16 protein-coding genes, 3 tRNA genes and 2 pseudogenes are annotated in these 21,202 nt (G+C 39.0%); 2 read left to right on the top strand and 19 right to left on the bottom strand.

Annotated features, from left to right (window positions below):
- Window positions 1-398: 398 nt before the first annotated feature.
- The 5 genes and pseudogenes from QUD85_RS04415 to QUD85_RS04395 form a co-directional block, all read right to left on the bottom strand.
- Window positions 399-1,115, bottom strand: coding sequence for an SIMPL domain-containing protein (locus tag QUD85_RS04415; RefSeq protein WP_093327243.1), 717 nt, complete (start codon window positions 1,113-1,115; stop codon window positions 399-401).
- Between the two features lie 18 nt (window positions 1,116-1,133).
- Window positions 1,134-1,385: pseudogene (locus QUD85_RS04410) on the bottom strand (zinc ribbon domain-containing protein YjdM); the annotation flags it as partial.
- Between the two features lie 208 nt (window positions 1,386-1,593).
- Window positions 1,594-1,929, bottom strand: a complete 336-nt coding sequence (locus tag QUD85_RS04405; protein ID WP_093327241.1) for a zinc ribbon domain-containing protein YjdM — start codon at window positions 1,927-1,929, stop codon at window positions 1,594-1,596.
- Between the two features lie 189 nt (window positions 1,930-2,118).
- The gene (locus QUD85_RS04400; RefSeq protein WP_093327240.1) at window positions 2,119-2,706 is read right to left on the bottom strand and encodes a hypothetical protein; all 588 of its coding nucleotides are present in this window, start codon (window positions 2,704-2,706) and stop codon (window positions 2,119-2,121) included.
- A gap of 1,126 nt (window positions 2,707-3,832) precedes the next feature.
- Window positions 3,833-4,387 carry a LysR family transcriptional regulator gene (locus QUD85_RS04395; protein ID WP_093327238.1) on the bottom strand — a complete coding sequence of 185 codons (555 nt, stop codon included), beginning with the start codon at window positions 4,385-4,387 and terminating at the stop codon, window positions 3,833-3,835.
- Between the two features lie 506 nt (window positions 4,388-4,893).
- Here QUD85_RS04395 and QUD85_RS04390 point away from each other — a divergent pair.
- A complete protein-coding gene (locus QUD85_RS04390) occupies window positions 4,894-6,747 on the top strand; it encodes a DUF5666 domain-containing protein (RefSeq protein WP_093327236.1) in 1,854 nt (617 codons plus the stop codon).
- A 211-nt stretch (window positions 6,748-6,958) separates the two neighbouring features.
- On the opposite strand, the gene QUD85_RS04385 is transcribed toward QUD85_RS04390, so the two are convergent.
- The 8 genes and pseudogenes from QUD85_RS04385 to csrA form a co-directional block, all read right to left on the bottom strand.
- A complete protein-coding gene (locus tag QUD85_RS04385) occupies window positions 6,959-7,447 on the bottom strand; it encodes a hypothetical protein (RefSeq protein ID WP_093327234.1) in 489 nt (162 codons plus the stop codon).
- A gap of 510 nt (window positions 7,448-7,957) precedes the next feature.
- Window positions 7,958-8,809, bottom strand: a complete 852-nt coding sequence (locus QUD85_RS04380; protein ID WP_093327232.1) for a hypothetical protein — start codon at window positions 8,807-8,809, stop codon at window positions 7,958-7,960.
- 341 nt (window positions 8,810-9,150) lie between these two features.
- Window positions 9,151-11,181, bottom strand: a complete 2,031-nt coding sequence (locus tag QUD85_RS04375; protein WP_245732039.1) for a hypothetical protein — start codon at window positions 11,179-11,181, stop codon at window positions 9,151-9,153.
- Window positions 11,182-11,284: 103 nt separating this feature from the next.
- A pseudogene (locus QUD85_RS04370) lies at window positions 11,285-11,368 on the bottom strand (alkylphosphonate utilization protein); the annotation flags it as partial.
- Window positions 11,369-11,504: 136 nt separating this feature from the next.
- Window positions 11,505-11,581 (bottom strand) — tRNA-Arg (locus tag QUD85_RS04365).
- A 63-nt stretch (window positions 11,582-11,644) separates the two neighbouring features.
- Window positions 11,645-11,721: transfer RNA gene (locus QUD85_RS04360), tRNA-Arg, on the bottom strand.
- Between the two features lie 69 nt (window positions 11,722-11,790).
- Window positions 11,791-11,883 (bottom strand) — tRNA-Ser (locus QUD85_RS04355).
- Between the two features lie 179 nt (window positions 11,884-12,062).
- Window positions 12,063-12,257 (bottom strand): carbon storage regulator CsrA, encoded by a 195-nt coding sequence (gene csrA, locus QUD85_RS04350; protein WP_093327230.1) that lies wholly within the window; start codon window positions 12,255-12,257, stop codon window positions 12,063-12,065.
- A gap of 354 nt (window positions 12,258-12,611) precedes the next feature.
- On the opposite strand from csrA, the gene cobA reads away from it, so the two are divergent.
- Window positions 12,612-13,406, top strand: a complete 795-nt coding sequence (cobA, locus tag QUD85_RS04345; RefSeq protein ID WP_093327229.1) for a uroporphyrinogen-III C-methyltransferase — start codon at window positions 12,612-12,614, stop codon at window positions 13,404-13,406.
- A gap of 83 nt (window positions 13,407-13,489) precedes the next feature.
- Here the strand turns inward: cobA and QUD85_RS04340 are convergent, their stop codons facing one another.
- The 6 genes from QUD85_RS04340 to QUD85_RS04315 form a co-directional block, all read right to left on the bottom strand.
- Window positions 13,490-14,752, bottom strand: a complete 1,263-nt coding sequence (locus tag QUD85_RS04340) for an inorganic phosphate transporter (RefSeq protein WP_093327227.1) — start codon at window positions 14,750-14,752, stop codon at window positions 13,490-13,492.
- Between the two features lie 11 nt (window positions 14,753-14,763).
- Entirely contained in the window at window positions 14,764-15,444 is a 681-nt protein-coding gene (locus QUD85_RS04335) for a TIGR00153 family protein (protein WP_093327226.1), read from the bottom strand.
- A 182-nt stretch (window positions 15,445-15,626) separates the two neighbouring features.
- Window positions 15,627-16,319: a phosphate signaling complex protein PhoU gene (gene phoU, locus QUD85_RS04330; RefSeq protein ID WP_093327224.1), complete on the bottom strand. Its 693-nt coding sequence runs from the start codon at window positions 16,317-16,319 to the stop codon at window positions 15,627-15,629.
- 23 nt (window positions 16,320-16,342) lie between these two features.
- Window positions 16,343-17,167 (bottom strand): phosphate ABC transporter ATP-binding protein PstB, encoded by an 825-nt coding sequence (gene pstB, locus QUD85_RS04325; protein WP_093327223.1) that lies wholly within the window; start codon window positions 17,165-17,167, stop codon window positions 16,343-16,345.
- A 38-nt stretch (window positions 17,168-17,205) separates the two neighbouring features.
- Complete coding sequence (gene pstA / locus QUD85_RS04320) at window positions 17,206-18,840, bottom strand: phosphate ABC transporter permease PstA (RefSeq protein ID WP_093327617.1); 1,635 nt, start codon at window positions 18,838-18,840, stop codon at window positions 17,206-17,208.
- Between the two features lie 21 nt (window positions 18,841-18,861).
- Window positions 18,862-21,105 (bottom strand): ABC transporter permease subunit, encoded by a 2,244-nt coding sequence (locus QUD85_RS04315; protein WP_245732038.1) that lies wholly within the window; start codon window positions 21,103-21,105, stop codon window positions 18,862-18,864.
- Window positions 21,106-21,202 lie beyond the last annotated feature (97 nt).

Here is a 21,202-nt window from a genome sequence, read left to right as displayed (position 1 = left end):
ATGATGTGCGCTCTGCACTCGGCATTAATGTGCGATTGATACAATGGGTGGCTTGGTTGTTTTATTTTTAGAACTCTATTTATTAAAGCTTCGTTTACTAATTTCAACAATATGTAAGTATAAGAGAGAACTCGTTACAGCAAACCAAATTATAGAATAGAGAATGTCGTGCAATTCAAGACTTGTAGCTCTTATCCACGCAAAACACATAAATATAGAGGGCCCATTCGGAAGGTGTGTTTGGAATGTTAGGGTAGCTCAAAATTAACCAACCTAATGCGGCAACAAAGGACATACCTATATAAAGAATAAAAAGCTTTGTGATTCCAAGCATTGAAAAATACATTCCTTTGTTTAGTGATTTGGCAAACTAGCCATTGCAGTTAGCCAAATTACCATTAATCCGACAAATAATACTCAACTGTAGAAACAACACGAATTTTCTTAATATGAGGATTATTCTTATCGCGAGCACTAATACTAAATTGCCCTTGCGATGCCTGCCTAATCTTACCAAGCTGACTATTAGAATCTTGTGCAAACTTATCAGCAACCTCTCTCGCCTTGCGAGTTGCCTCTTCTATCATCTCAGGTTTAACGTCGTTAAGGCGAGTAAACAAATACTCCGTTTGAGAACGATAGCCGTCGCCTGAAAAGACAATGCCCTGCTTACCTAGTTCAGATAATGCGCCCATCACATCTCTTGCTGTCTCAATGTTTTTTGAGTACACCGTCACCGTTTGAATCGCAGTATACCTAAACTCAGCTCTGGCATTACCACCATACTGTTGAGCAGATTTATCTGTGATTGATGGCGTCGAGAAAGAAATTTCTTCGGACGCTATTCCCTGATCAACCAGAAAGCGTTGAATTTTTTGCGTGCTTTCATCAACCGCGTTGTATAGCGCCTGCAAATCATTGCCAGCAGCTGTAAATTGTATCGGCCAAATGACGATGTCTGCTTGATATTCACGTTCCGACAGGCCTTTTACCGTTACCGTTCGTTCAAACTGTTTGTAATCAATAGCCGCTTTGCCAAGCAAGGTGGCAAAAAGGGAAAGCCCCACGACAAAAAATACGCCAAAGATGATCGCTGAGCTGTTTGTATTTTTCATGTGCTTTCCTCTTATCAGTTAATTGGCTTTTTTGACAAATTTAGCGGTTACCATCATTTCGCCAACACCATCGACTTTACAATCTAATTCATGGTCTTTCTTGTCGTACACTCGACGAATGACAGCTTTGGTACCTATTTTAATCACTTGCGAACTGCCCTTGATCTTTAGGTCTTTGATTACCGTGACCTTGTCGCCTTCAGCAAGCAAGGCACCATTCGAGTCTTTAACCGATATTAGGTCTTCTTCTGCGACTTCGGCTGGGTTCCACTATTTGCTCACCGTTACACATCTAAAACTGTGAAAAGTGAGAATAAATTTATATATCAATAACTTAAGAGCAAATCAATAATTCTCAAATATTTGTAATAAAAAGTTGAGAATTTTCTTATTAATTCTCAACTTTAGAAACGAAGTCTCAAAGAATAAGATGAAAACAAGTAAGCGCTTAGCATTAATCAGAGAAGATAGCTTCACTCTATGCTTTCTTAACAAATTTAGCCGTTACCATCATTTCACCTACCCCATCAACTTTGCAATCAAGTTCATGATCCTTCTTATCCAAAACACGTCTCACCAGTGCTTTTGTGCCAATCTTTATAACTTGAGAACTACCTTTTATCTTTAAATCCTTAATCACTGTAACTTTGTCACCATCGGCTAATAAAGTTCCATTAGCATCCTTTACATGTATAGCTTCTTCATTTGCTAATTCTTCAGGGTTCCATTCTAAAGCACACATTGAGCATACTAAATTATTTTGATCTTGATAAACGTACTCAGATTGACAACTTGGGCAAGGGGGAAATGACATAAATAACAACTTCTAAAAAATATTTTTTACATATTACTATTTATTAACTGTTCAAGCGAATTTTTAGCTTTAAATAAAGCTATTAACGCTGCCTGCATTAAACCGAAATATCAGATCTTGTCTGCACTAATTCAGATTAGCGAAAATACCACCCGTTGCTTATCTATCGTTAGCCGCCAGTTACATAAATTATATCCTAGCAATAAGATTCATTTTCTTAATGAAGTTCTGCCTTAATTTTTTCTGTGAAGTGTCTGATAAAGTCTCTAAGTATTTTTCAAATTGCAGTTTAATTAGACGGTGTAACTCAGTTCTGTTAATAATCATCTGATCTCGATATAGATTAACCACCTCAAATTCGGACCATATCAAAGCTTTATTTTTAGTTTCAGCTTGATGGAGTAAACCATTTCTATACTCTTTATAGAACCTACCTGCCAACTCTTCTGAAAAATACCGCCCTAAAACATCACCTTTAGCCATATAATTAATGAATTCTTGTTTCCCAAAGCGAGGCTTAGTCTCTTTTCGACCATCAATAAACGCCTGGAGGGTTTCTATTAACATACAATCTATAGACACAACTGAAAAACCAAACCGACGCTCTTTGAAGCCTTTATCACGCTCTAGTTCCAGCAGGATGTCTACTGATTCAATATAGCGTTCCATTATTCGTCTATTCAGAACATCAATTGCAACGTCCCAATTAGTTTTCTTCAAATGATCTAATTGAAGCGCATGCCAATCTTTAGCAGTGAAACCGGAAGCGATTTCCATAGTTACCTCTATTTACATAACGAATGATATGAACTTACTGACCATTTAGCCACAATGTTCCCTAGCGGTGTTGAATCTAAACGAGGTGAGTCCATGTTCCATTTATTCAAGTGGTTGGCATCGATTTAGCTAAATACGTGGTTAGTATCCAATTTAGTAGTGACCATCGCAAGTGAAATTTTCGTAAAACTATCAAGAGAAACAGACTCTTAGATAAAATCACTAAATTATCACCGTGCTAAATTTGTCATTTCTTATCGCCACTGTTAATGCTGCAAAACACTTTAGTTCTAGCCACCAATTTGAAGCCTGGATTAAGAAAGGCAACGTTAGTTTAGAATGAATCAGTAAGTGTGGTGAACAGTATATACACATCACTAGTTCATGGTGTTCGTGCTGTGATTTAGAACTCCAAAACAGAATTGGCAAACCAGTTTATGAATGTAAGACTTATTTGAGAGACGAGGTTTTTAACGTACGGTTGCGATATTGGCTGCGAAAATGCTAGTTAAACTGAGCACTACGTCATTCAGGCAAAGATATTATGTCGATTATATGTAATTTAATTACCTAAACGGTTAATCTCACCGAGTTTTAGCAAGTTCAAGAACAATCGACGGTAACACGGTTAGGCTGAGAACAATCGAATCTGTTTAGTCGAGAAGTGGCAAAAATGTCTAACGAAAAGGGGTATTTCTGTCAAATGCATGATTAAATTCAGGATTACTTTCGTTAGTCACCAAACATTAAAGTCTGAAAAGTTAATAATTCAAGTTTCTGAATCGTAATAACAAAGATATAGATATGCAAGTTGCTCAGCCTTTTAAACTATAGTTGTTCAATCTGAGCGTCTGTGTGACATTTTCGTATCTTTTAATTTGTTCATTACTTCATCGGTATACCTGAGGTTATATATTCTTTTTGTTAAAATCCATTTATTAATCTCTATTTTTATAGTTGGCTATGAAATCTATAAATAGCTTTACCTTCACAAGCGGCAACTCTTAGGCAGTTCCCACTATTACTTACAAATTTGCTATCGTTAATTCTTAATGAATCTATTTGAAATTCTTTATTCAACCTTGAATGTGTTTGCCAAACTTTAAATCCCAAAAAAAGATGTCCTTCAAGCTCGCTTATATTTTTTGGAACACCAAATTTTTTTTAGGTACTCGGGAGATGCGCTAAATATTAATTGTTGTTTATCAACCTTCTTGGAAATATAAGAAGCGTATTTTAAGGCACCAATTCTAAAAACAACATCATAATCATCCAAAAATACATCTGACAATGAATCTGAAAGCTCTAAATCAATGTCGATATTTGGATTTTTATCCATAAATTTACTAATTATTTTCGTTAAACAATATGTTCCATATGTTACTGGGGCATTTATTTTAATACGTCCTTGAGGCTCTCCTGAAAAATTCTCCATTTCACTCTTTAACTGTTGATACTGAGCAGATAGTTTTTCAGCATTACGCAAATACAACGCCCCTGCTTCGGTAAGTTTTAGACCTCGCGTGCATCTATTGAATAATTTTATATTAACTTCTTTTTCAAGAAAGTTTATATATTTACTTACCATAGTAGATGATATATCCAAGTTGCTAGCAACTTTAGTAAAGCTCTTCTCTTTGCATGCAGCAATAAAAACCTCAATTGCTCCAATTCTGTCCAAAACAACTCCCAGTTAAAACTGTTAAAACTAAACCAACGTTAATAAAAGAATACTAGCAAGGTAGACTTGTTACGTAAATTTACAGCTTTAGTGATGACATTAAAATTCGAAATAAAATTTGTAAAATCAACTCAGAAATTCGGAATATATATGAATATTTTTAATCTTGCAGAAACATTAACTGAACATTGGTCTCCAAAGATTATTGCGTCAGTTAATGATCAATACATAAAGTTAGCAAAATCCTAAACTGCCTTAAAAATGCATTTACAAATAAAGTTATAGAAACTATTTTCAATATCTTTGCACATTCATTTCATCAAACAGTAGTGCCCTGGAAGAGTATTAATAAAAGCAATGGAGATCTTTTAACTGTTCTTTTTACTTAAAAAATTTCTAATTTAGACCTCTTTTGTTTGAAAAAAACTACATAGTTGCTTATCTTAAACTAATAAATATTGTATTATTGTATTTAAGTGCTTGTTTGCTAATTTTAAGGGGTTCTGATGTCTTTAATCTCTAAAAGGTTTGTTATTACCTATATTGTGGTTTTATTTTTCATTTCTGGCTGTGGAGGAAGCGAATCCAGTGATGGCAACAGTACAGAAATAATAAGTCCACCAACTAATGTTGCGCCAGTTTCAAGTGCTGGTGACGACCAGACAGTTAACTCTCTTGAGACTGTAACACTTGACGGTAGTGCATCTAGCGATAGTGATGGTACAATCACAAGTTTTCAGTGGTCTCAAATAGCTGGGCCGGATGTTTCTCTCAACACAACAGAGCCTTCAAAACCAACATTTATAGCCCCCAGCCTGGATGAAGATCAGACTCTGACGTTTGAGCTTGTAGTTGTTGATAACGATGGCAGTGCAAGTGCAAGCGATACAGTAAGCATTAATGTCTTAGCAAAAGAGGTACCACCGCCAAGTATTATAGAGCGAAGTGGTTTCGCCCTAGCAGCTGGAGCAATTACAGGCCTTGAAAACGGAATCTTAGTTAATGGGGTTGAATACAACACCACTATCGCCTCTTTTTATCGAAATGGTGAACAGTCTTCAATCGAACAATTTAAAACAGGTGAATATGTAATTATTAAAGGCTCAATAGACGACAATAATACTAATGCAATTGCAACAACTGTTGAGTACATGACAATTTTGGAAGGGCCTATCAGTAATATAAATGAATATGGGACTATAACAGTTTTAGGTCAATCTATTTTGACTGATCTTAATACCCTGAAAGATGATAGCTGCCCATCGTCACTTGACAATCAAGATATTGCATCGTTGACTATTTCAGGAAGCTATAGCGCAACGGGGGTTATAACTGCCACACGTATTTCATGTAAAACATCTGATGATGTTGAATTCTATTTGCTTAGTGGTCATATCCAAGAACTTAATGAAGTAAACTCGACATTCAAAATAAACAACCTGCTTATTAATTATCAGCAGGCCACAATTAATTTAGATTCGACATTGCGAGATGGTTTACCTGTTGAAGTTAAAGGTGATGCAACTAGCTTTAATGAGGAAATTCCTACATTAACAGCTACAACTATTAAAAATACTGACGATATCGTCAAGGGAAGTTTTGGAGATCATTATGAAGTTACAGGTTTTACAAAAAATATCTCGATTGAGCAAATTGAACTATTTATTGGCCCTTTTAGGCAACAAATTGTAATCAATGAAAATACTCTTTTTTCAGGCGGCGCAAAAGAGGACCTAAGCATTGGAGCAAAATTAGAAGTTGAAGGTGAAATGAATAATGCCGGCTTAATTCAAGCAACAAACATTATATTTAAACCTTCTATCGATATTGTAATAAAAAGTAAGGTCAATGAGGTTTCAACTAGTAATCGTGTTTTAAAATTGTTTGAAATTATAGTAAACACAGACCCGGTGACTACACAATTTATTGATACAACATCTCAGGCAAATGCTACATTTTCGTTTGCTGATATCAAAGTAAATGACACTCTAGAAATAAGAGGAAAATTGAAATCTGGCGGTGAGATTATTGCTTCTCTCGTCCAACGTAACATTATGACCGAACAGTCATCGATTCGAGGTTTTACAGATCCAACAAGTGTAGTTACTGAAGCCACCGCTCCTGGTTACAGAGCAGGTTTTACTGTTCTTGGTGTAACTATTGACGCAACTAATGTGGAAACCTTCAGAGATAGAAATAGTAATGAAATTACAGCGTCTGAGTTTTGGTCTGTCATTGAACTAGAAGCTGCGCTTGCCGTAGCAGCGGGTTTGGATATTGGATATTTAGTAGAGGTAAAAGGATCCGCATTGAATAACACGACAATAATCGCTAACGAACTTCAATTAGAAGCTGAATAGCTTCACTAAATTCATTTTTTGAACCTTGTGCAAAGTAAGAATGAGCAATATACCAGCTCATTCTTATTTTTCTAGCATTTAATATTCAACTTATTCTGATTCTAATCAGTTTATAAATTAAATGATTTTGTTACTTGCCTCACTTAATATTTGACTAGCTCTAAGTGATCATGATGTTTTATTCAACATTAAAACTAGGTTGATTTAAAAGCTAGCCAATAATGCTAGAAGCAACTGATATAAAAACCAGAATTGCAAGTGTTGCTAAGGTCTCCAAATTCATGTGTAAATTATCATACCAAGAATTCTCAGGATAAATCGTAATTAGATTCTTATCTATTGATTCGGAGAGATGAAGACGTTCAGGATCTGATGAAAATCTTAGAGTGATACAACCGGTTGACTCTAAAATTAATTTATCTCCTTTTTGTATAAAGTTTGAAATACCTCCAAGAAAAGCTTCATTTTCATAAGATTTACTTATGCGAATATTTTTAGTAGTCAAGTTTAAAGGAAGACGACAGTCAGAAAGTATTCTACTTAATTCATGTGAGTCTTCATTTGAAACAGAAATTTCAATAGATTCGTATTTCGGCCCAAATTCTTCTTTATCTTGGGTTTTCCTATAGATTTTTGGTTTATTAAAGACTATGTAATTTAAAATTCGAGAATGAATCTCTCTTGTGACGGGGACTAGCATAATTAAGAATGTATAATTAGTTCTAATAGAGATTAGAATAATAGAGATTAGAATAATATAGATTTAATTGTTAAGCCATATTCATTATTTAAACCCTACGTAAATTTATCTACAATTTTAAACTCTAACTTCCCAATGAACATCTAACATAATACCATTTTAAGAAGTTATTAAATGAGTCTTGAGTGCTCCACTTGAGCCATTACAAAAAATTATGAGCATCAACCTATAGTAGTAAGAGCAGATATTTTAGTACAAAATATTAGGATTATAGGTCGCCTTAGCTTCCCGCCGAAGCGACCTATATACTTCCATATCACTACTGTCGTTTGAGTGTATTACAACTTCCTGGTTGAGTTGATGCTGAAACTGGCAATGGGAAGTCACTCTCAGTTAAAATTGTTCTTGGGACAGTTTCAAGATTGCAATTAGGCCCTTTACAAACAAATGAGCAAATAAAGTGGTTATCTTTCAGGTCATGCACATCATAATTCGAACAGAGAGTATCTTTTAACGGTGCACTTGGCCCTGAAAACCCAGCAGGTGTTTGCCCCCACCTAAGATAGCCGCCTCAGCCTCGGCAGCAGTGGCACAACGTCTTGTCACATAACGCGAACCATCAATTAAGTTCTCAACATCGTTAACACAATACTGTTGTGTACCATTATCACATTTTTTTGGTATGTAGGAACGTTCACATATGAATTTAGGACCTCTACACAGATGACAGCTTGAAGGTTCAACAGCCACATTCGCAGCTTGGCGAGTTAATTTATACCTCAATTGACCAGTAACAGATTGTCCTGCACTGTCTGAGGCTGTAAACGTTAATGTACCGTCAACAAATGTACAGTCACTATTAGGCCGAGTAATTTCGAATGTAGGGTTCTTTGAACTTATGTCTGATATCGATACACCGTTTGGTGAGCTCCATTTGTAAGTATATGGTGGTACCCCACCTGTGAGAGCTGGCCCTTGAAGTGTACCTCTAGCATTATCACCACTATTTTTATCTAGAAGTGTAGTTAATTGTAGGTTTTTATTAGTCAAAGCTGATTGAAAAACACTTTGTGATGTTATTGACGGCACGCTGCTTTTTTTCACATCAATATTGAATTGTTTAATCGCATTTGTAAAACCTTCATTATTGTTTATAGGCCTTGCTCTTATAACTAATGGGTGTACTCCAAGGGCGCCAACAGCTGTAATTGTTACAGTCTCAGATGTAGTTCCAGACAACTGTATATTATTTGTTTTGGAGCCCGCTGCAAACCATTGAATATCAACATCCGCTGGCAAAACCTTAGAGCCATCAGGTAGCCTAAATTCAACACTTATTGTTCGTGTGTCTTGCTCTTCCATCGTGAGACTTGCCGATGTTGAACTAAATATTTGGATCCGAGGCTTTTTCACTCTCACTAGCACAGTCGCTGATGTTGTACCGCTACTGTTTGTAGCAGATACCTCAAATGTTAATTCTATACATGAGTTGGGAAGAGACTGCGCATCACATATAGAAACGATTGGAATAGATACTGTAGGGGTTGCAGTATCAGATCCTGATAGTGACACAGTTTGCCCAGATATTTGACGCCAAACATAACTACTAGCATTTTGAATTGAAGCGCTTAATTGCAAAGTGGACCCCCCATCAACTTCAACAACAGGACTTGGGATAACCACAGTTGGTGTTGGTAGCACAGTTACGACAACAGGAGCTTGTACAATGTTCCCCGTACCAGTTGCAGTAAAACAAAACTATAGTCGGTTCGATAAGTCACATTCGGTGCAGTGAAAGTTGTCGTCAGAGTACGCTGATTACCGGATACTTTAGCATTACTTAATGCGCCAACACTTGGGCTCTGAATTGATAACACCTGTTCCCACTTAAGATTGTCAACAGTACCAGGATTTGAGCTGTCTACATCATTAACAGAACCAGTTAATTTGACTGTATCACCAGGGGCTGCGATTACATCATTTGCACTCGCAGAGATATTTGGTAATGATTTAACTAACACTTTAACTTGATCTTTAACCGTCTTACCGCTTACAGGGGTACCAGAAACCTCAAAAATTAATTCTTCAATGCTCGGAAATGCAACGTTTGGAGCAATGAAGCTTGGCGCATTTGAATTGGCATTAGTGAGTGTTACATTTGTCCCAGCTATTTGTGTCCAACTCCATGCATTCACAGAACCATTTGTGTTTAGAGCAAACAAGTCAACATTACCGCCTTCAAGAGCAATAATATTTGCTCCTGCATCGATTTTTAATGGTTGCACCATTGTTGTGATATGTATGGTGTCTTTTGCAACGTTTCCTAGCGAATCTGTTACAGAGACTGTATAAGCTAATGTATTTGCAGAGCTAGGTGAAGTGAAGCTTGGGTTTGCAATACTTATGCTATTCAATGGAGCTGTAGTATTGTCTACCCAATTAAAGCTATATGGTGGTTTACCACCTGATACATTCGCATGCAAAAATGTAACTTGGGAAGGAGGCATTGGGTAATCTGCCCCCAAATCAACTCGTAAGTGACTATCTTGAATAGTTACTTGTAAAATTGCTTTCGCGCTATTGGCACCGTCATTTGCAGTAACTTGTACTTTAATTGCAATATCCCCTGCAACATTGACATTAGCAATATTTAACGTTGGTGATTGAGCTGAAGGGTCAGTAATGTCAGAGGTACTAATCCCCGTTCCATTATCATCAAGTATTGACCATGAGTAATTAACAGTAGAAGCTGCATTTTGAGTACTAGCTAGTAATGAGACATTACTACCTTCAACTATTGTTACATTCGAGCCAGCAGTGACGGATATTTTATCATGCACATGGTAAGTAACCGTATCTGTTGAAGTACCATTTTCTGAGTCGACAACCGTAACTTCAAGAGTAATTGTTGCAACAGAGTTAGGCGCAACGAATGATGGTGAGACTGTATTTGCATTACTTAAATTCACACCTGTCGAACTTAATTCCTTCCACTCCTTGTTAGTCAATGGCTTTAAATCTCTTCTTGCTGAAGGTAGTGCTCCTCCTTCATTTCGTTTAGATCTGCCAAAGTTCAAGCGTAAATCAGTCGTATGAACCGCTTTAGACATGTACGGCTTCATACTGAAGCCGCCAGCCTGATAATAAATTGTCAATACTTCATGTTCGAAAGGAGGGTTATTGAATTGATAACCGTTTCTAATATGGAAAGAATAAAACTTTACAACGGCATTCATATAAGCTGTTGCTGTTGTTCTTGCGATTCTTCGTTCTGGATTTGACTCGTTAAGAACAGCGTTTTTCAAGGCTTCGCGATACTGATACGTTATACGCTGGCTTTTACGAATAGGGAAAGAGTTCCAAGCAGGCCTGGGGAGATCTACTAGTTCATCATATAAATCTTCATCGTACTCGTCATCCCATAATCGTTGTAACTCTATCAAGAATGAGAAGAAATGAACCAAGGCTTTGCTATATTGATCAGATTCTTGCAAACCGCCATCAATATGGTGCGCCATTAAGAATCTATTAACTTGCTCTAGTGGCTCATAAGAGATAATTGACCCTCTTTCATCTCTGCCTACTAAGTTGAGCAGGGTTAGTTTTTTAATATGGGTAGAATTTCGTCTTGAATACTCAACCGATAGTTCCCCACTATCATCCACACCTATCAATGGTGTTTTGTATGTATATGGCTTATTTTCAGTTGTTTTTATCTCGTATGAGATAGTCATGAGAGAATCTATCGAGACTGTGTGTCTTAGACATAAGACTAGTAGTCATTCTCAACTTTGCAAATGTGTATGGTTAGTGATTGGTGAAAAAAGTGTATGGGTGATGACCACATTCCGGACAAATCAATTGACTTTGATCTTGATAAACATATTCAGACTGGCATTTAGGGCATGGAGGTAACGACATAAAACAATCACTTATAAGAAAATAGATACGCTTTTATTGTATGCCCGACATCGTCAATAAGCGAGAAATTTGACGGTTAGCACAAAATAAAAGCTTAGAAAGCAAAAAACCGACCCTAAGGTCGGTTTTTATGAAGTGGCGGACGCGGCAGGAGTCGAACCTGCGACCGCCTGGTTCGTAGCCAGGTACTCTATCCAGCTGAGCTACGCGTCCGCGGTAAACATGTCTTTTAAATCCTAGTTTCCGGATTTCTCTTTTTTAACCACTTGAGAAAAGTGGCGGACGCGGCAGGAGTCGAACCTGCGACCGCCTGGTTCGTAGCCAGGTACTCTATCCAGCTGAGCTACGCGTCCGCAATAAACACTATTTTAAATCTTGTTTAAAGATTTTGCGAACATTATGTTCGCTCCATTAGAAACTAATGGCGGTGAGGGAGGGATTCGAACCCTCGATACAGCTACAAACTGTATACTCCCTTAGCAGGGGAGCGCCTTCAGCCTCTCGGCCACCTCACCGATGTGGTGCGCATATTAATAGATCTTAGAAATAAGTCAAACGATTTTTTATCTTTTCTCACTGTTTGATGAGAATTCGAACAACACGTATGATTTTCACGCTAATTATGCAGTAAGCGGCCTTAAATAGAACTAAAAAAGCCGGCATATTTGCCGACTTTTTTCATCTTCAAATCAGGTTATACATTACCCGACGACTCACCATCACCTTTTTCGGATTGGATGCGCATATAAATTTCTTCACGATGCACAGAAACCTCTTTAGGCGCGTTGACACCAATACGAACTTGGTTACCTTTAACACCTAACACGGTTACAGTGACATTATCACCAATCATTAGCGTTTCGCCGACACGACGAGTAAGAATCAACATAATCTTGTCCTTATTTTCCATTTGATTAACAACGGGCAACTAAATATGTATTTAAGCTAGTTATATTTGAGTTTGTCCTAAACTTTTTCGAGCGATTTATCGCCATTCGAAACAAGTTGTTTATATTTTAACAACCTTGTTAATAGGAAACATAGTAAAATTGTACTGATTTGCAATAAATTGTGACCAAATAATTGAAATAAATAGTAAAAAAATTTAATCCTAGGTAAATAAAGGTGTCTGCAGGTGTCACAATAATTATTCATAGCAAAAAACTATAATAATTTAATTAAATTCAATCGTGCTTTAGCATAGTCTTGTATATACTCTTTTTTTATTTAAGTTGTGCTTTTTATGAATTTTCCTTCTCAAAGCCATAAACAACCCTTTGTAGCCGGTGAGGTTGCACTAGTAGGTGCGGGCTCTGGCGATCCTGAGCTGTTAACCATTCAAGCGTATCGCTTTATTCAACAAGCTGAAGTGGTTGTTTACGATCGTTTAGTCAGCGATGAAATTATGGCGCTGCTGCCAAGTGGTTGTGAGCGTATTTATGTCGGCAAAATGCAAGGGCAGCACCGCGTATCACAAACAGGCATAAATGAGATATTGGTGGAGCAGGCGCAGCGAAACAAAAAAGTAGTTCGTTTAAAAGGCGGAGACTCACTCATTTTTGGGCGCGGCAGCGAAGAAGCACAAGTATTGCTAGACAATGGCGTCGCCTGTCACATCGTTCCAGGGTTAACAGCCGCATCTGCCTGTACTAGCTATGCAGGCATTCCCCTCACCCATCGCCAAAGGGCAAGAAGCTGCACGCTGATAACCGGCCATGTTAAAGACTGTGGTGAGTTGGTGTTACCATGGGACGCATTAGCCAACGACGAACAAACTATCGTTATTTATATGGGCGTAACAACCTTAAACCAGACCAGTGAGAAACTTATTGCTGCAGGGCGCGACAAAGACACGCCCGCTGCCATCATTCGTCACGGCACACGAAAAGACCAGGAAGTAGTTACCGGCACGCTATCAACACTGCCAGGTTTAGCGCAAGCTGCCGGGATTAAACCACCAAGCTTAATTGTTGTTGGTAAGGTTGTTGATGTGTTTGAACCACACCATTTAAAAAATTTAGGTTACCTAGCGCCTTAAGTTAGCATTCTTAATTTAGCAACTTAATACAGACATAAAAAAAGCCGCTGTAAGCGGCTTTTTTTATTGTTCAATCTGCGTCATTAAAACACATTGACCATAATCTCGAAGAACAAGATTGATAGACCTGCGCCAACTGGCAAGGTAATAACCCAAGAGATAACAATGTTTCTTACAACACCTAGGTTAATAGCTGCAATACCACGTGCCATACCTACACCTAATACCGCACCAACAAGTGTTTGTGTAGTCGAAATAGGTAAACCTGTACCTGATGCAATAACAACAGTACATGCAGCCGCTAGCTCAGCCGCAAAACCGCGGCTTGGCGTAAGGTGAGTAATACCTTTACCGATTGTCGCAATAACGCGGTGTCCGAACACAGCCAGACCCATCACGATACCGACACCACCTAATGGCAAAATCCACCACTCTAGCGCAGCCTTCTTAACGATTTCACCTTCGTTGCCAACAATACTTACAACCGCAGCCAATGGACCGATAGCGTTAGCCACGTCATTTGAACCGTGAGCGAATGCCATACAACATGCTGTTACAACCATTAAGATAGCAAAGACTTTTTCAACGTTTACAAACTGTGTACGACGCTGTGCTTTGTTATCGAATTTGATTTTAGAGATAAAGTATTTACCAATTAATGCAACAATAGCAGCTACACCAATCGCCCATAAATAGCCTTCAACTGTACCTAAGTCTAAGCCAATATGCTTAAGGCCTTTTTTGATCGTAACAAGTGATAAAACAAAACCTGCTAAGAACATGTAAATTGGTACATAACGCTTAGCGTTGTCTACTGGGTCTTCTGTATCAAAAATAAGTTTTTGAGCACTATTAAAGATAAGGAAGGCGATAATACCTGAGATAAGCGGCGTTACAATCCAGCTACCTACGATGCCACCTACTTTGCCCCATGCAACCGCATCAGCGCCTACACCAATGGCAGCAAAACCAATGATTGCACCAACGATAGAGTGAGTAGTAGATACAGGCCAACCTAGAGCTGACGCTACAACTAACCAAGTTGCGGCAGCAAATAAGGCTGAAATCATACCAAAGACAAGTAATTCTGGCGTATCAACAAAGTAACTGGCATCTATAATACCTTTACGAATTGTTGACGTTACCTCACCACCGGCAAGGTATGCACCCGCGAATTCAAAAATCATTGCGATAATAATCGCTTGTTTAATTGTTAAGGCTTTTGAACCAACTGAAGTACCCATAGCATTTGCTACGTCATTAGCACCGATACCCCAAGCCATTAAAAAGCCAACCACTGCTGCCATCATTACCAGCAGTGAGCCGTGTTCTAAAATAATTTCCATCGAGAAAGACCCTATTTACGTGCGAGTAAAATTTCTAGGCGCGAACCTACGCGCTCTGCTAAGTCAGCGAGATCACCAACCCATTCGATTACTTGATACAAGTACATTGCATCAATTGGGTGAAGGTCCTTTTCGATCGCTAGTAATTCTTTACGAATTGTAATTTGCATGCTGTCAGTATCGTCTTCGATAGCATCCAATTCATTGATAAGTTTTTCAACAAGCTTAACTTCACGGCCTTTAAAACCGGTTTCTAGTAAGTCACCTAACTCGTTGATAGCTTCTGCAGCTTTGTCGATCGCGTCGATACAACGCTTTAAGTAGTCTGAGAAGTGTGTAAGTAGTGCTGGTGGTAGATCCATTTGACGACCTGTTACTCGGCCCGCAATATCTTTTGCTTTGTTAGCAATTTTATCTTGTTGGGTAAGTAGTGACAGTAAGTCGGCACGATCAAATGGCATGAACAAGCCACCTGGCAACTCCAAACGAAGTTTACGCTTCATCGCGTCAGCATCTTTCTCTAATGTAGAGATCTCTACTCTTAACTTGTCTGCTTTATCCCACTCTTGTGCAATACATGCATCAAAAAATGGAACAAGTTTCCCGGCACATTGAGCAACAATTTCGATATGTTGTTCAAGCGGCTTTATTGGTGATTTAGCAAATACACCAAGGATATTATTGTTAGGCATAATATTTCCTAGGAGATTAAATCTCTCGTTTTTATTCGCGGCGGATATTACCTTAATTACTATAATAAGCAACCGAAAATATCCCACACACAGGCTAAACTGTTACACATGTGTAACCACAAGTGTAACAGTAATTTTAAAATAATCCGAAGTTATTCTTTTGAAGCGCTGTAGGCCTTTATCTACATGTCTTCTGGGCTGGTGTGACGCACAACTTTACCTTTTACAAAGTAAATAATGTACTCACAAATGTTCTGACAACGATCACCAATACGCTCTAATGCGCGCGCTGACCAAATAACCGACATAACCTGAGGAATCGAGCGAGGATCTTCCATCATATACGTCATTAGCTGGCGCATTAGTGCTTCATATTCCTTATCGATTTTGCTATCCATCTTATGAGCCTCAATCGCGGCTTCCGCATCCATACGGGTAAAACAGTCAAGCGTTGCTTGTAAAAAGCTTGCAACACGGTTGCCCAAGTTTTCTAAACTGTTTAGCAGGTCTTGCTGCGATTTTGAAAAACTTTCTGTCGCTACTTCAGCGATTTTCTCTGCTTCGTCACCAATTCTTTCTAAGTCAGCAATCGTTTTGATAATCGCAAGAATTAATCTTAAGTCACCGGCAGCAGGCTGGCGTTTAGCGATAATACGGGTACATTCATCATCAATTGACACTTCAAAATTGTTAATTTGATAATCATTGGCCAATACTTGCTTGGCTAAATCCTCATCCGCTTCACTAACGGCTTGCAACGAGTCTGTGACTTGTTTTTGTACCAAACCACCCATTTGCATAACATGATTGATAACGCGTTCAAGGTCTTCATTAAATTGACCCGATATGTGGCGTCCTATATTTAAGTTGTCCATATCAATTCCTGTTTGGTAAGTGCTTAGCCGTAACGACCAGTAATGTAATCTTCAGTTTTCTTTTTGCTAGGCGTTGTAAACAACGTATTGGTGTCTGAATACTCAATTAGACTACCCATATACATGAACGCCGTTTGGTCAGAAACACGCGCTGCCTGTTGCATGTTGTGCGTAACAATAACAACCGTAAACTGTTTCTTAAGATCGTTAATTAGCTCTTCAATCGTTAGCGTTGAAATTGGATCTAGCGCTGAGGTTGGTTCGTCAAGTAATAACACTTCTGGCTGAATTGCGATTGCGCGAGCAATAACAAGTCTTTGTTGCTGACCACCTGAAAGGCCTAGCGCGCTTTCATGTAATCGATCTTTTACTTCATCCCAAAGGGCTGCATTTTTCAAAGAACGTTCAACTGCTTCGTCTAATACGCGACGATTGTTTTCGCCTGCAATGCGCAGTCCGTATACAACATTTTCGTAAATGCTTTTTGGAAACGGGTTAGGACGTTGAAACACCATACCCACGTTTCTGCGTAGTTGAGCAACATCTACTTGTTTATTATAGATATTCTCACCGTTTAAGTTAATTTCTCCGTCAATTTTACACGAATCAACCAAATCGTTCATACGGTTCAAACAACGTAACAAGGTTGATTTACCGCAACCACTTGGGCCGATAAATGCCGTTACTTGCCCTTTAGGAATAGACATAGAAATGTCTTGTAGGGCTTGTTTTTGACCATAAAACAAATTGAGGTTATTGATTTGCAACGCCACTTTTTCTGGTGGTAAGTTGTTCAAATCTAATATCGCGTCCTGCTTAACTTTTACTTCGGGTGCTACGTTAATCATGATTAATCTCTATCATTTCTCAATTTAGTGCGCACATACTAGTGTTCTAGCATGCGATATTTTTCGCGTAATTTATTTCGGATTGAAACAGCGGTCATATTTAAAGCGACAATAATGGTCACTAGTAGTAATGCCGTTGCGTATACAAGCGGTCTAGCTGCTTCAACATTTGGACTTTGGAAACCAACATCATATATGTGGAAACCTAAGTGCATGAATTTTCTATCTAAGTGCAAGAATGGGAAGTTACCATCTAATGGTAAGTTCGGCGCCATTTTTACTACACCTACTAACATTAAAGGTGCTACCTCACCCGCGGCGCGAGCTATTGCCAATATAATACCTGTCATAATAGCAGGGCTAGCAATAGGTAAAATAATACGCCACAAGGTTTCAGCCTTAGTTGCGCCTAACGCTAAACTACCGTGACGCATCGCTGAAGGTATACGAGAAAGACCTTCTTCTGTTGATACAATAACGACTGGCAGGGTCAATATTGCTAGCGTAATCGCAGACCACATAACACCTGGCGTACCAAATGTTGGGCTTGGTAAATTTTCTGGGTAGAACAATTGATCGAGACTGCCACCCACCATGTAGACGAAGAAACCTAAACCAAACACACCATATACAATACTTGGTACACCGGCTAAGTTAATCACGGCAATACGAATAAGCTTGGTCACCGCATTGTTACCCGCATATTCATGCAAGTAGATTGCTGCAACTACACCAAATGGAGACACGATAACCGTCATCAACAACACCATTAATACGGTGCCGAAGATAGCAGGGAATACACCACCTTCCGTATTTGCTTCACGCGGGTCGTCAAAAATAAAGCCGCCAATTTGTGACATAAACACGCCAATCTTTGAGAACACGCCATATTCATTATGGAATCTGATATTTAAGATTTTCTCAAAGCCGATGGTAACTTCTTCGCCGCCCATCGCAACCATAACAAGTTTGTCGCGAGAAACCTCTTCTCGTAGCTTGTTTAGGTTAGCTTCTAACGTTTGATATTCAGCATTTAGCGAAGCAATTTCGGTGTCAATTTCCGCTTGCGCTGCAGGCGTTAGTTTGTTGTTTAGCTCCAACTTACGTTGTTTTAAACGCAAACGCTCTAGGTTGTAGTTGATGGCACCAATATCCACTTTCTGTAAATCAGAAATTTGTGCTTGGAATTGGTCAACGCGGTCAAGCAGTTCGTCTAAGCGTTCTTGCCCTACTTCTTCACCATCTAAATACAATGCCTTGATTCGGCCGTAAAAATTACCATTTGTGCGACGTTCGATAACCGCAATATCTTCAGGCGTAGATTGTGCTGCGATTTGTGGCACTAAAATCCATCTGAAATCTAAACTAACTAGTTCACGGTTACCTGTTTTTACAAGCAAGCGCTCTATGGTTTCACTGTCGCCAGGCAAGTTTAACTGTGCACTTAGCTGCGTACGTGGAATCTTCTCACGGTCATAGATTTCACCTATTACCGTTTGTTTATTACCTTGGCTATCCTGCAATTCAAATTGATGAATATCTGACGGCCAAAAATACGATAAACCATTTGCCGCGATTAGCCATAACAAGCCTATTACTGAAATTAAGCTCAAGCTTACGCCACCTGCAGACATCCAGATCCAAGGTGAGCCCGATTTAAACCATGTTTTCATACTCATGAGACAACCTACTTGTTATAACGAGCTGTACTTTTCTCTTAAACGTTGGCGAACAAATTCAGCCACCGTGTTAAAGACAAAAGTAAAAATAAAGAGAACGAATGCTGCCAAGAACAAAATACGATAGTGCGAACTACCGACTTCAGACTCTGGCATTTCTACAGCAATGTTTGCAGAAAGCGTGCGCATACCTTGGAAAATACTCCAATCAACAATTGGGGTATTACCCGTTGCCATCAATACGATCATTGTTTCGCCAACCGCGCGACCTAAGCCCATCATTACGGCAGAGAAAATACCCGGACTAGCGGTTAGAATAACGACCTTAATCAATGTCTGCCATGGCGTTGCACCTAGTGCTAATGAACCACTTGTTAAGTGTTTAGGTACACCAAAGATTGCATCTTCTGCCATCGAGAATATGGTAGGGATAACAGCAAAGCCCATTGCGATACCAACTACTAGTGCATTACGTTGGTCGAAACTAATACCAAGATCATTAGTAATGTATTGGCGAATATCGCCGCCGAAGAACACGTCTTCCATTACAGGTGAAAGCGCAAAGGCAAGATAAACGGTCAAAATTACCATAGGAATCAGAATAAGTGGCGCCATTGTTTCTGGCACTTTGAATTTGATTTCTTTAGGCAAGCGATTCCAACCGTAAGCGGTTAATAATATGGTAATCGGCAACATCACCAGCATCATGAATATCGCTGGCAAATAGTCCTCGATAATAGGTGCTAACCAAAGGCCTGCTAAGAAACCAAGAATTACCGTAGGTAAGGCTTCCATCAATTCGATGGTAGGTTTAACTTTTTTACGTAGCGCTGGTGTCATGAAGTAAGCAGTATATACTGCGGCTGCAAGTGCGATAGGCACCGCAAACAACATTGCATAAGCGGCTGCTTTTAACGTACCAAAACTAATAGGAACAAGTGAAAACTTCGCTTCAAAGTCGTCAGAACCCGACGTTGACTGCCAAATATAATCTGGTTCAGGGTAACCTTCATACCACACTTGTTGCCACAAACCGCTCCATGTTACTTCAGGATGCTCATTGTGCACCGAGGTAATCGTGATAGTGGTATTGCCATTATTAACTTCTGCGGTAATAACGCCATCTGCGCGTGGTGTCACAACGGCAGCAACAGGTTGCTGCTCAAATAGCTTACCTTGCCATAGTGTTGCTTCACTGGTGGTGTAGAACACACCCATATCACCTGACTGATTAAAGGTATAAAAACTCTTTCTATATGGTTCAGTCACGATTTTAGTAATCGGCTGATTAGACGCATCAAAGTGTCTAACTAATGTGAATTCTCTGCCACGTTCAGTCGAAATTTCAAACCACTGCGAAACTTTACCCGTGTTATCGCCTACTAATAGTGAGCTACCACCAGACAGTAACGCCATTGAGGTAACATTGGTTTGTGCGTCGGCTGTTAAAATGAAATGCGAACGCTCAGGTACATCATATTCGTCGTTGGTTTCATAAACCGTGATTTCATGACCACTGCGTACAAAGGCAATCGACATATCTGGCACAATCGCTAAATCGTCAATTTCACCTTTTTGGTAAGGAATTTCTTGATACTCTGCTTCAAATTCGCTGTCGTAACTAAAGTCATCTTCAGCAACAAGCGTTGTTTTGATTAGCCTGCTATCTTCAGTTACCGCAATAAAGGTTGCACGCTCATCATCCATCGCAAAGGCAAGTTTTGTAATCGCTTGTTCCATTTCATCAACCGGCAAAGGATCTTCGCCCAATGGATAAAAAATAGAAGGATTAATTTCGCGCGAGTCGTCGGTGTAACTTGCAGTGAATTTCACTTGCACTAGGTTTACCTGACCCACATTGTCGATGATTAGAAATCGACCGTAGCCTAAATCGGTAATATCTGCGATTGGCGCATTAATTGGAAGTTGTTCTGACGACAATGGGCTTATCGCCGCAACAGACTCTTCTGTTTTGTTACCAATACGGTAAAACTGAAGCAGACCTTGATCGTCCACTGTAAACAACACTTCCTTCAATTCATCGCTACCAACATGTTTAACGTTTTGAGTGTTAACGATGGAATGTTGCGCATACTTTTCTACGCTAGCCGATTCGAAAATAGGCTGAATCACGTAAAGAAGGTATAGGAATATCAGTACTAATGTAAAAAGAACACTAATTCCGCCAAGTGAAATCAGCCATTTAGCGAGGCTATTTTTGACTTTTCTGGCGTTGAGTGTTGATGAACTTATTGTCACCGGAACCAACCTATATACAAGCTTAATTTAATTGCCGGCGATTATAAGACAGTTTTATGACACTTTTATTACAAGGAGGTCAGATGAACGTTTTTTG

The sequence above is a fragment of the Thalassotalea agarivorans genome (assembly GCF_030295955.1).
Lineage (GTDB): Bacteria > Pseudomonadota > Gammaproteobacteria > Enterobacterales > Alteromonadaceae > Thalassotalea_D > Thalassotalea_D agarivorans.
The sequence above is the reverse complement of the archived record's forward strand: the minus strand, read 5'-3'. Positions and strand labels throughout refer to the sequence as shown.

What these genes read in the sequence shown, in the direction of transcription:
- phoU (WP_093327224.1), bottom strand. Translation starts at nt 16,319, where the DNA reads ATGGACAACTTAAATATAGGACGCCACATATCGGGTCAATTTAATGAA.
- pstB (WP_093327223.1), bottom strand. Translation starts at nt 17,167, where the DNA reads ATGATTAACGTAGCACCCGAAGTAAAAGTTAAGCAGGACGCGATATTA.
- QUD85_RS04335 (WP_093327226.1), bottom strand. Translation starts at nt 15,444, where the DNA reads ATGCCTAACAATAATATCCTTGGTGTATTTGCTAAATCACCAATAAAG.
- QUD85_RS04415 (WP_093327243.1), bottom strand. Translation starts at nt 1,115, where the DNA reads ATGAAAAATACAAACAGCTCAGCGATCATCTTTGGCGTATTTTTTGTC.
- QUD85_RS04380 (WP_093327232.1), bottom strand. Translation starts at nt 8,809, where the DNA reads ATGGAAGAGCAAGACACACGAACAATAAGTGTTGAATTTAGGCTACCT.
- cobA (WP_093327229.1), top strand. Translation starts at nt 12,612, where the DNA reads ATGAATTTTCCTTCTCAAAGCCATAAACAACCCTTTGTAGCCGGTGAG.
- QUD85_RS04400 (WP_093327240.1), bottom strand. Translation starts at nt 2,706, where the DNA reads ATGGAAATCGCTTCCGGTTTCACTGCTAAAGATTGGCATGCGCTTCAA.
- QUD85_RS04385 (WP_093327234.1), bottom strand. Translation starts at nt 7,447, where the DNA reads ATGCTAGTCCCCGTCACAAGAGAGATTCATTCTCGAATTTTAAATTAC.
- pstA (WP_093327617.1), bottom strand. Translation starts at nt 18,840, where the DNA reads ATGAAAACATGGTTTAAATCGGGCTCACCTTGGATCTGGATGTCTGCA.
- QUD85_RS04375 (WP_245732039.1), bottom strand. Translation starts at nt 11,181, where the DNA reads ATGACTATCTCATACGAGATAAAAACAACTGAAAATAAGCCATATACA.
- csrA (WP_093327230.1), bottom strand. Translation starts at nt 12,257, where the DNA reads ATGTTGATTCTTACTCGTCGTGTCGGCGAAACGCTAATGATTGGTGAT.
- QUD85_RS04405 (WP_093327241.1), bottom strand. Translation starts at nt 1,929, where the DNA reads ATGTCATTTCCCCCTTGCCCAAGTTGTCAATCTGAGTACGTTTATCAA.
- QUD85_RS04340 (WP_093327227.1), bottom strand. Translation starts at nt 14,752, where the DNA reads ATGGAAATTATTTTAGAACACGGCTCACTGCTGGTAATGATGGCAGCA.
- QUD85_RS04390 (WP_093327236.1), top strand. Translation starts at nt 4,894, where the DNA reads ATGTCTTTAATCTCTAAAAGGTTTGTTATTACCTATATTGTGGTTTTA.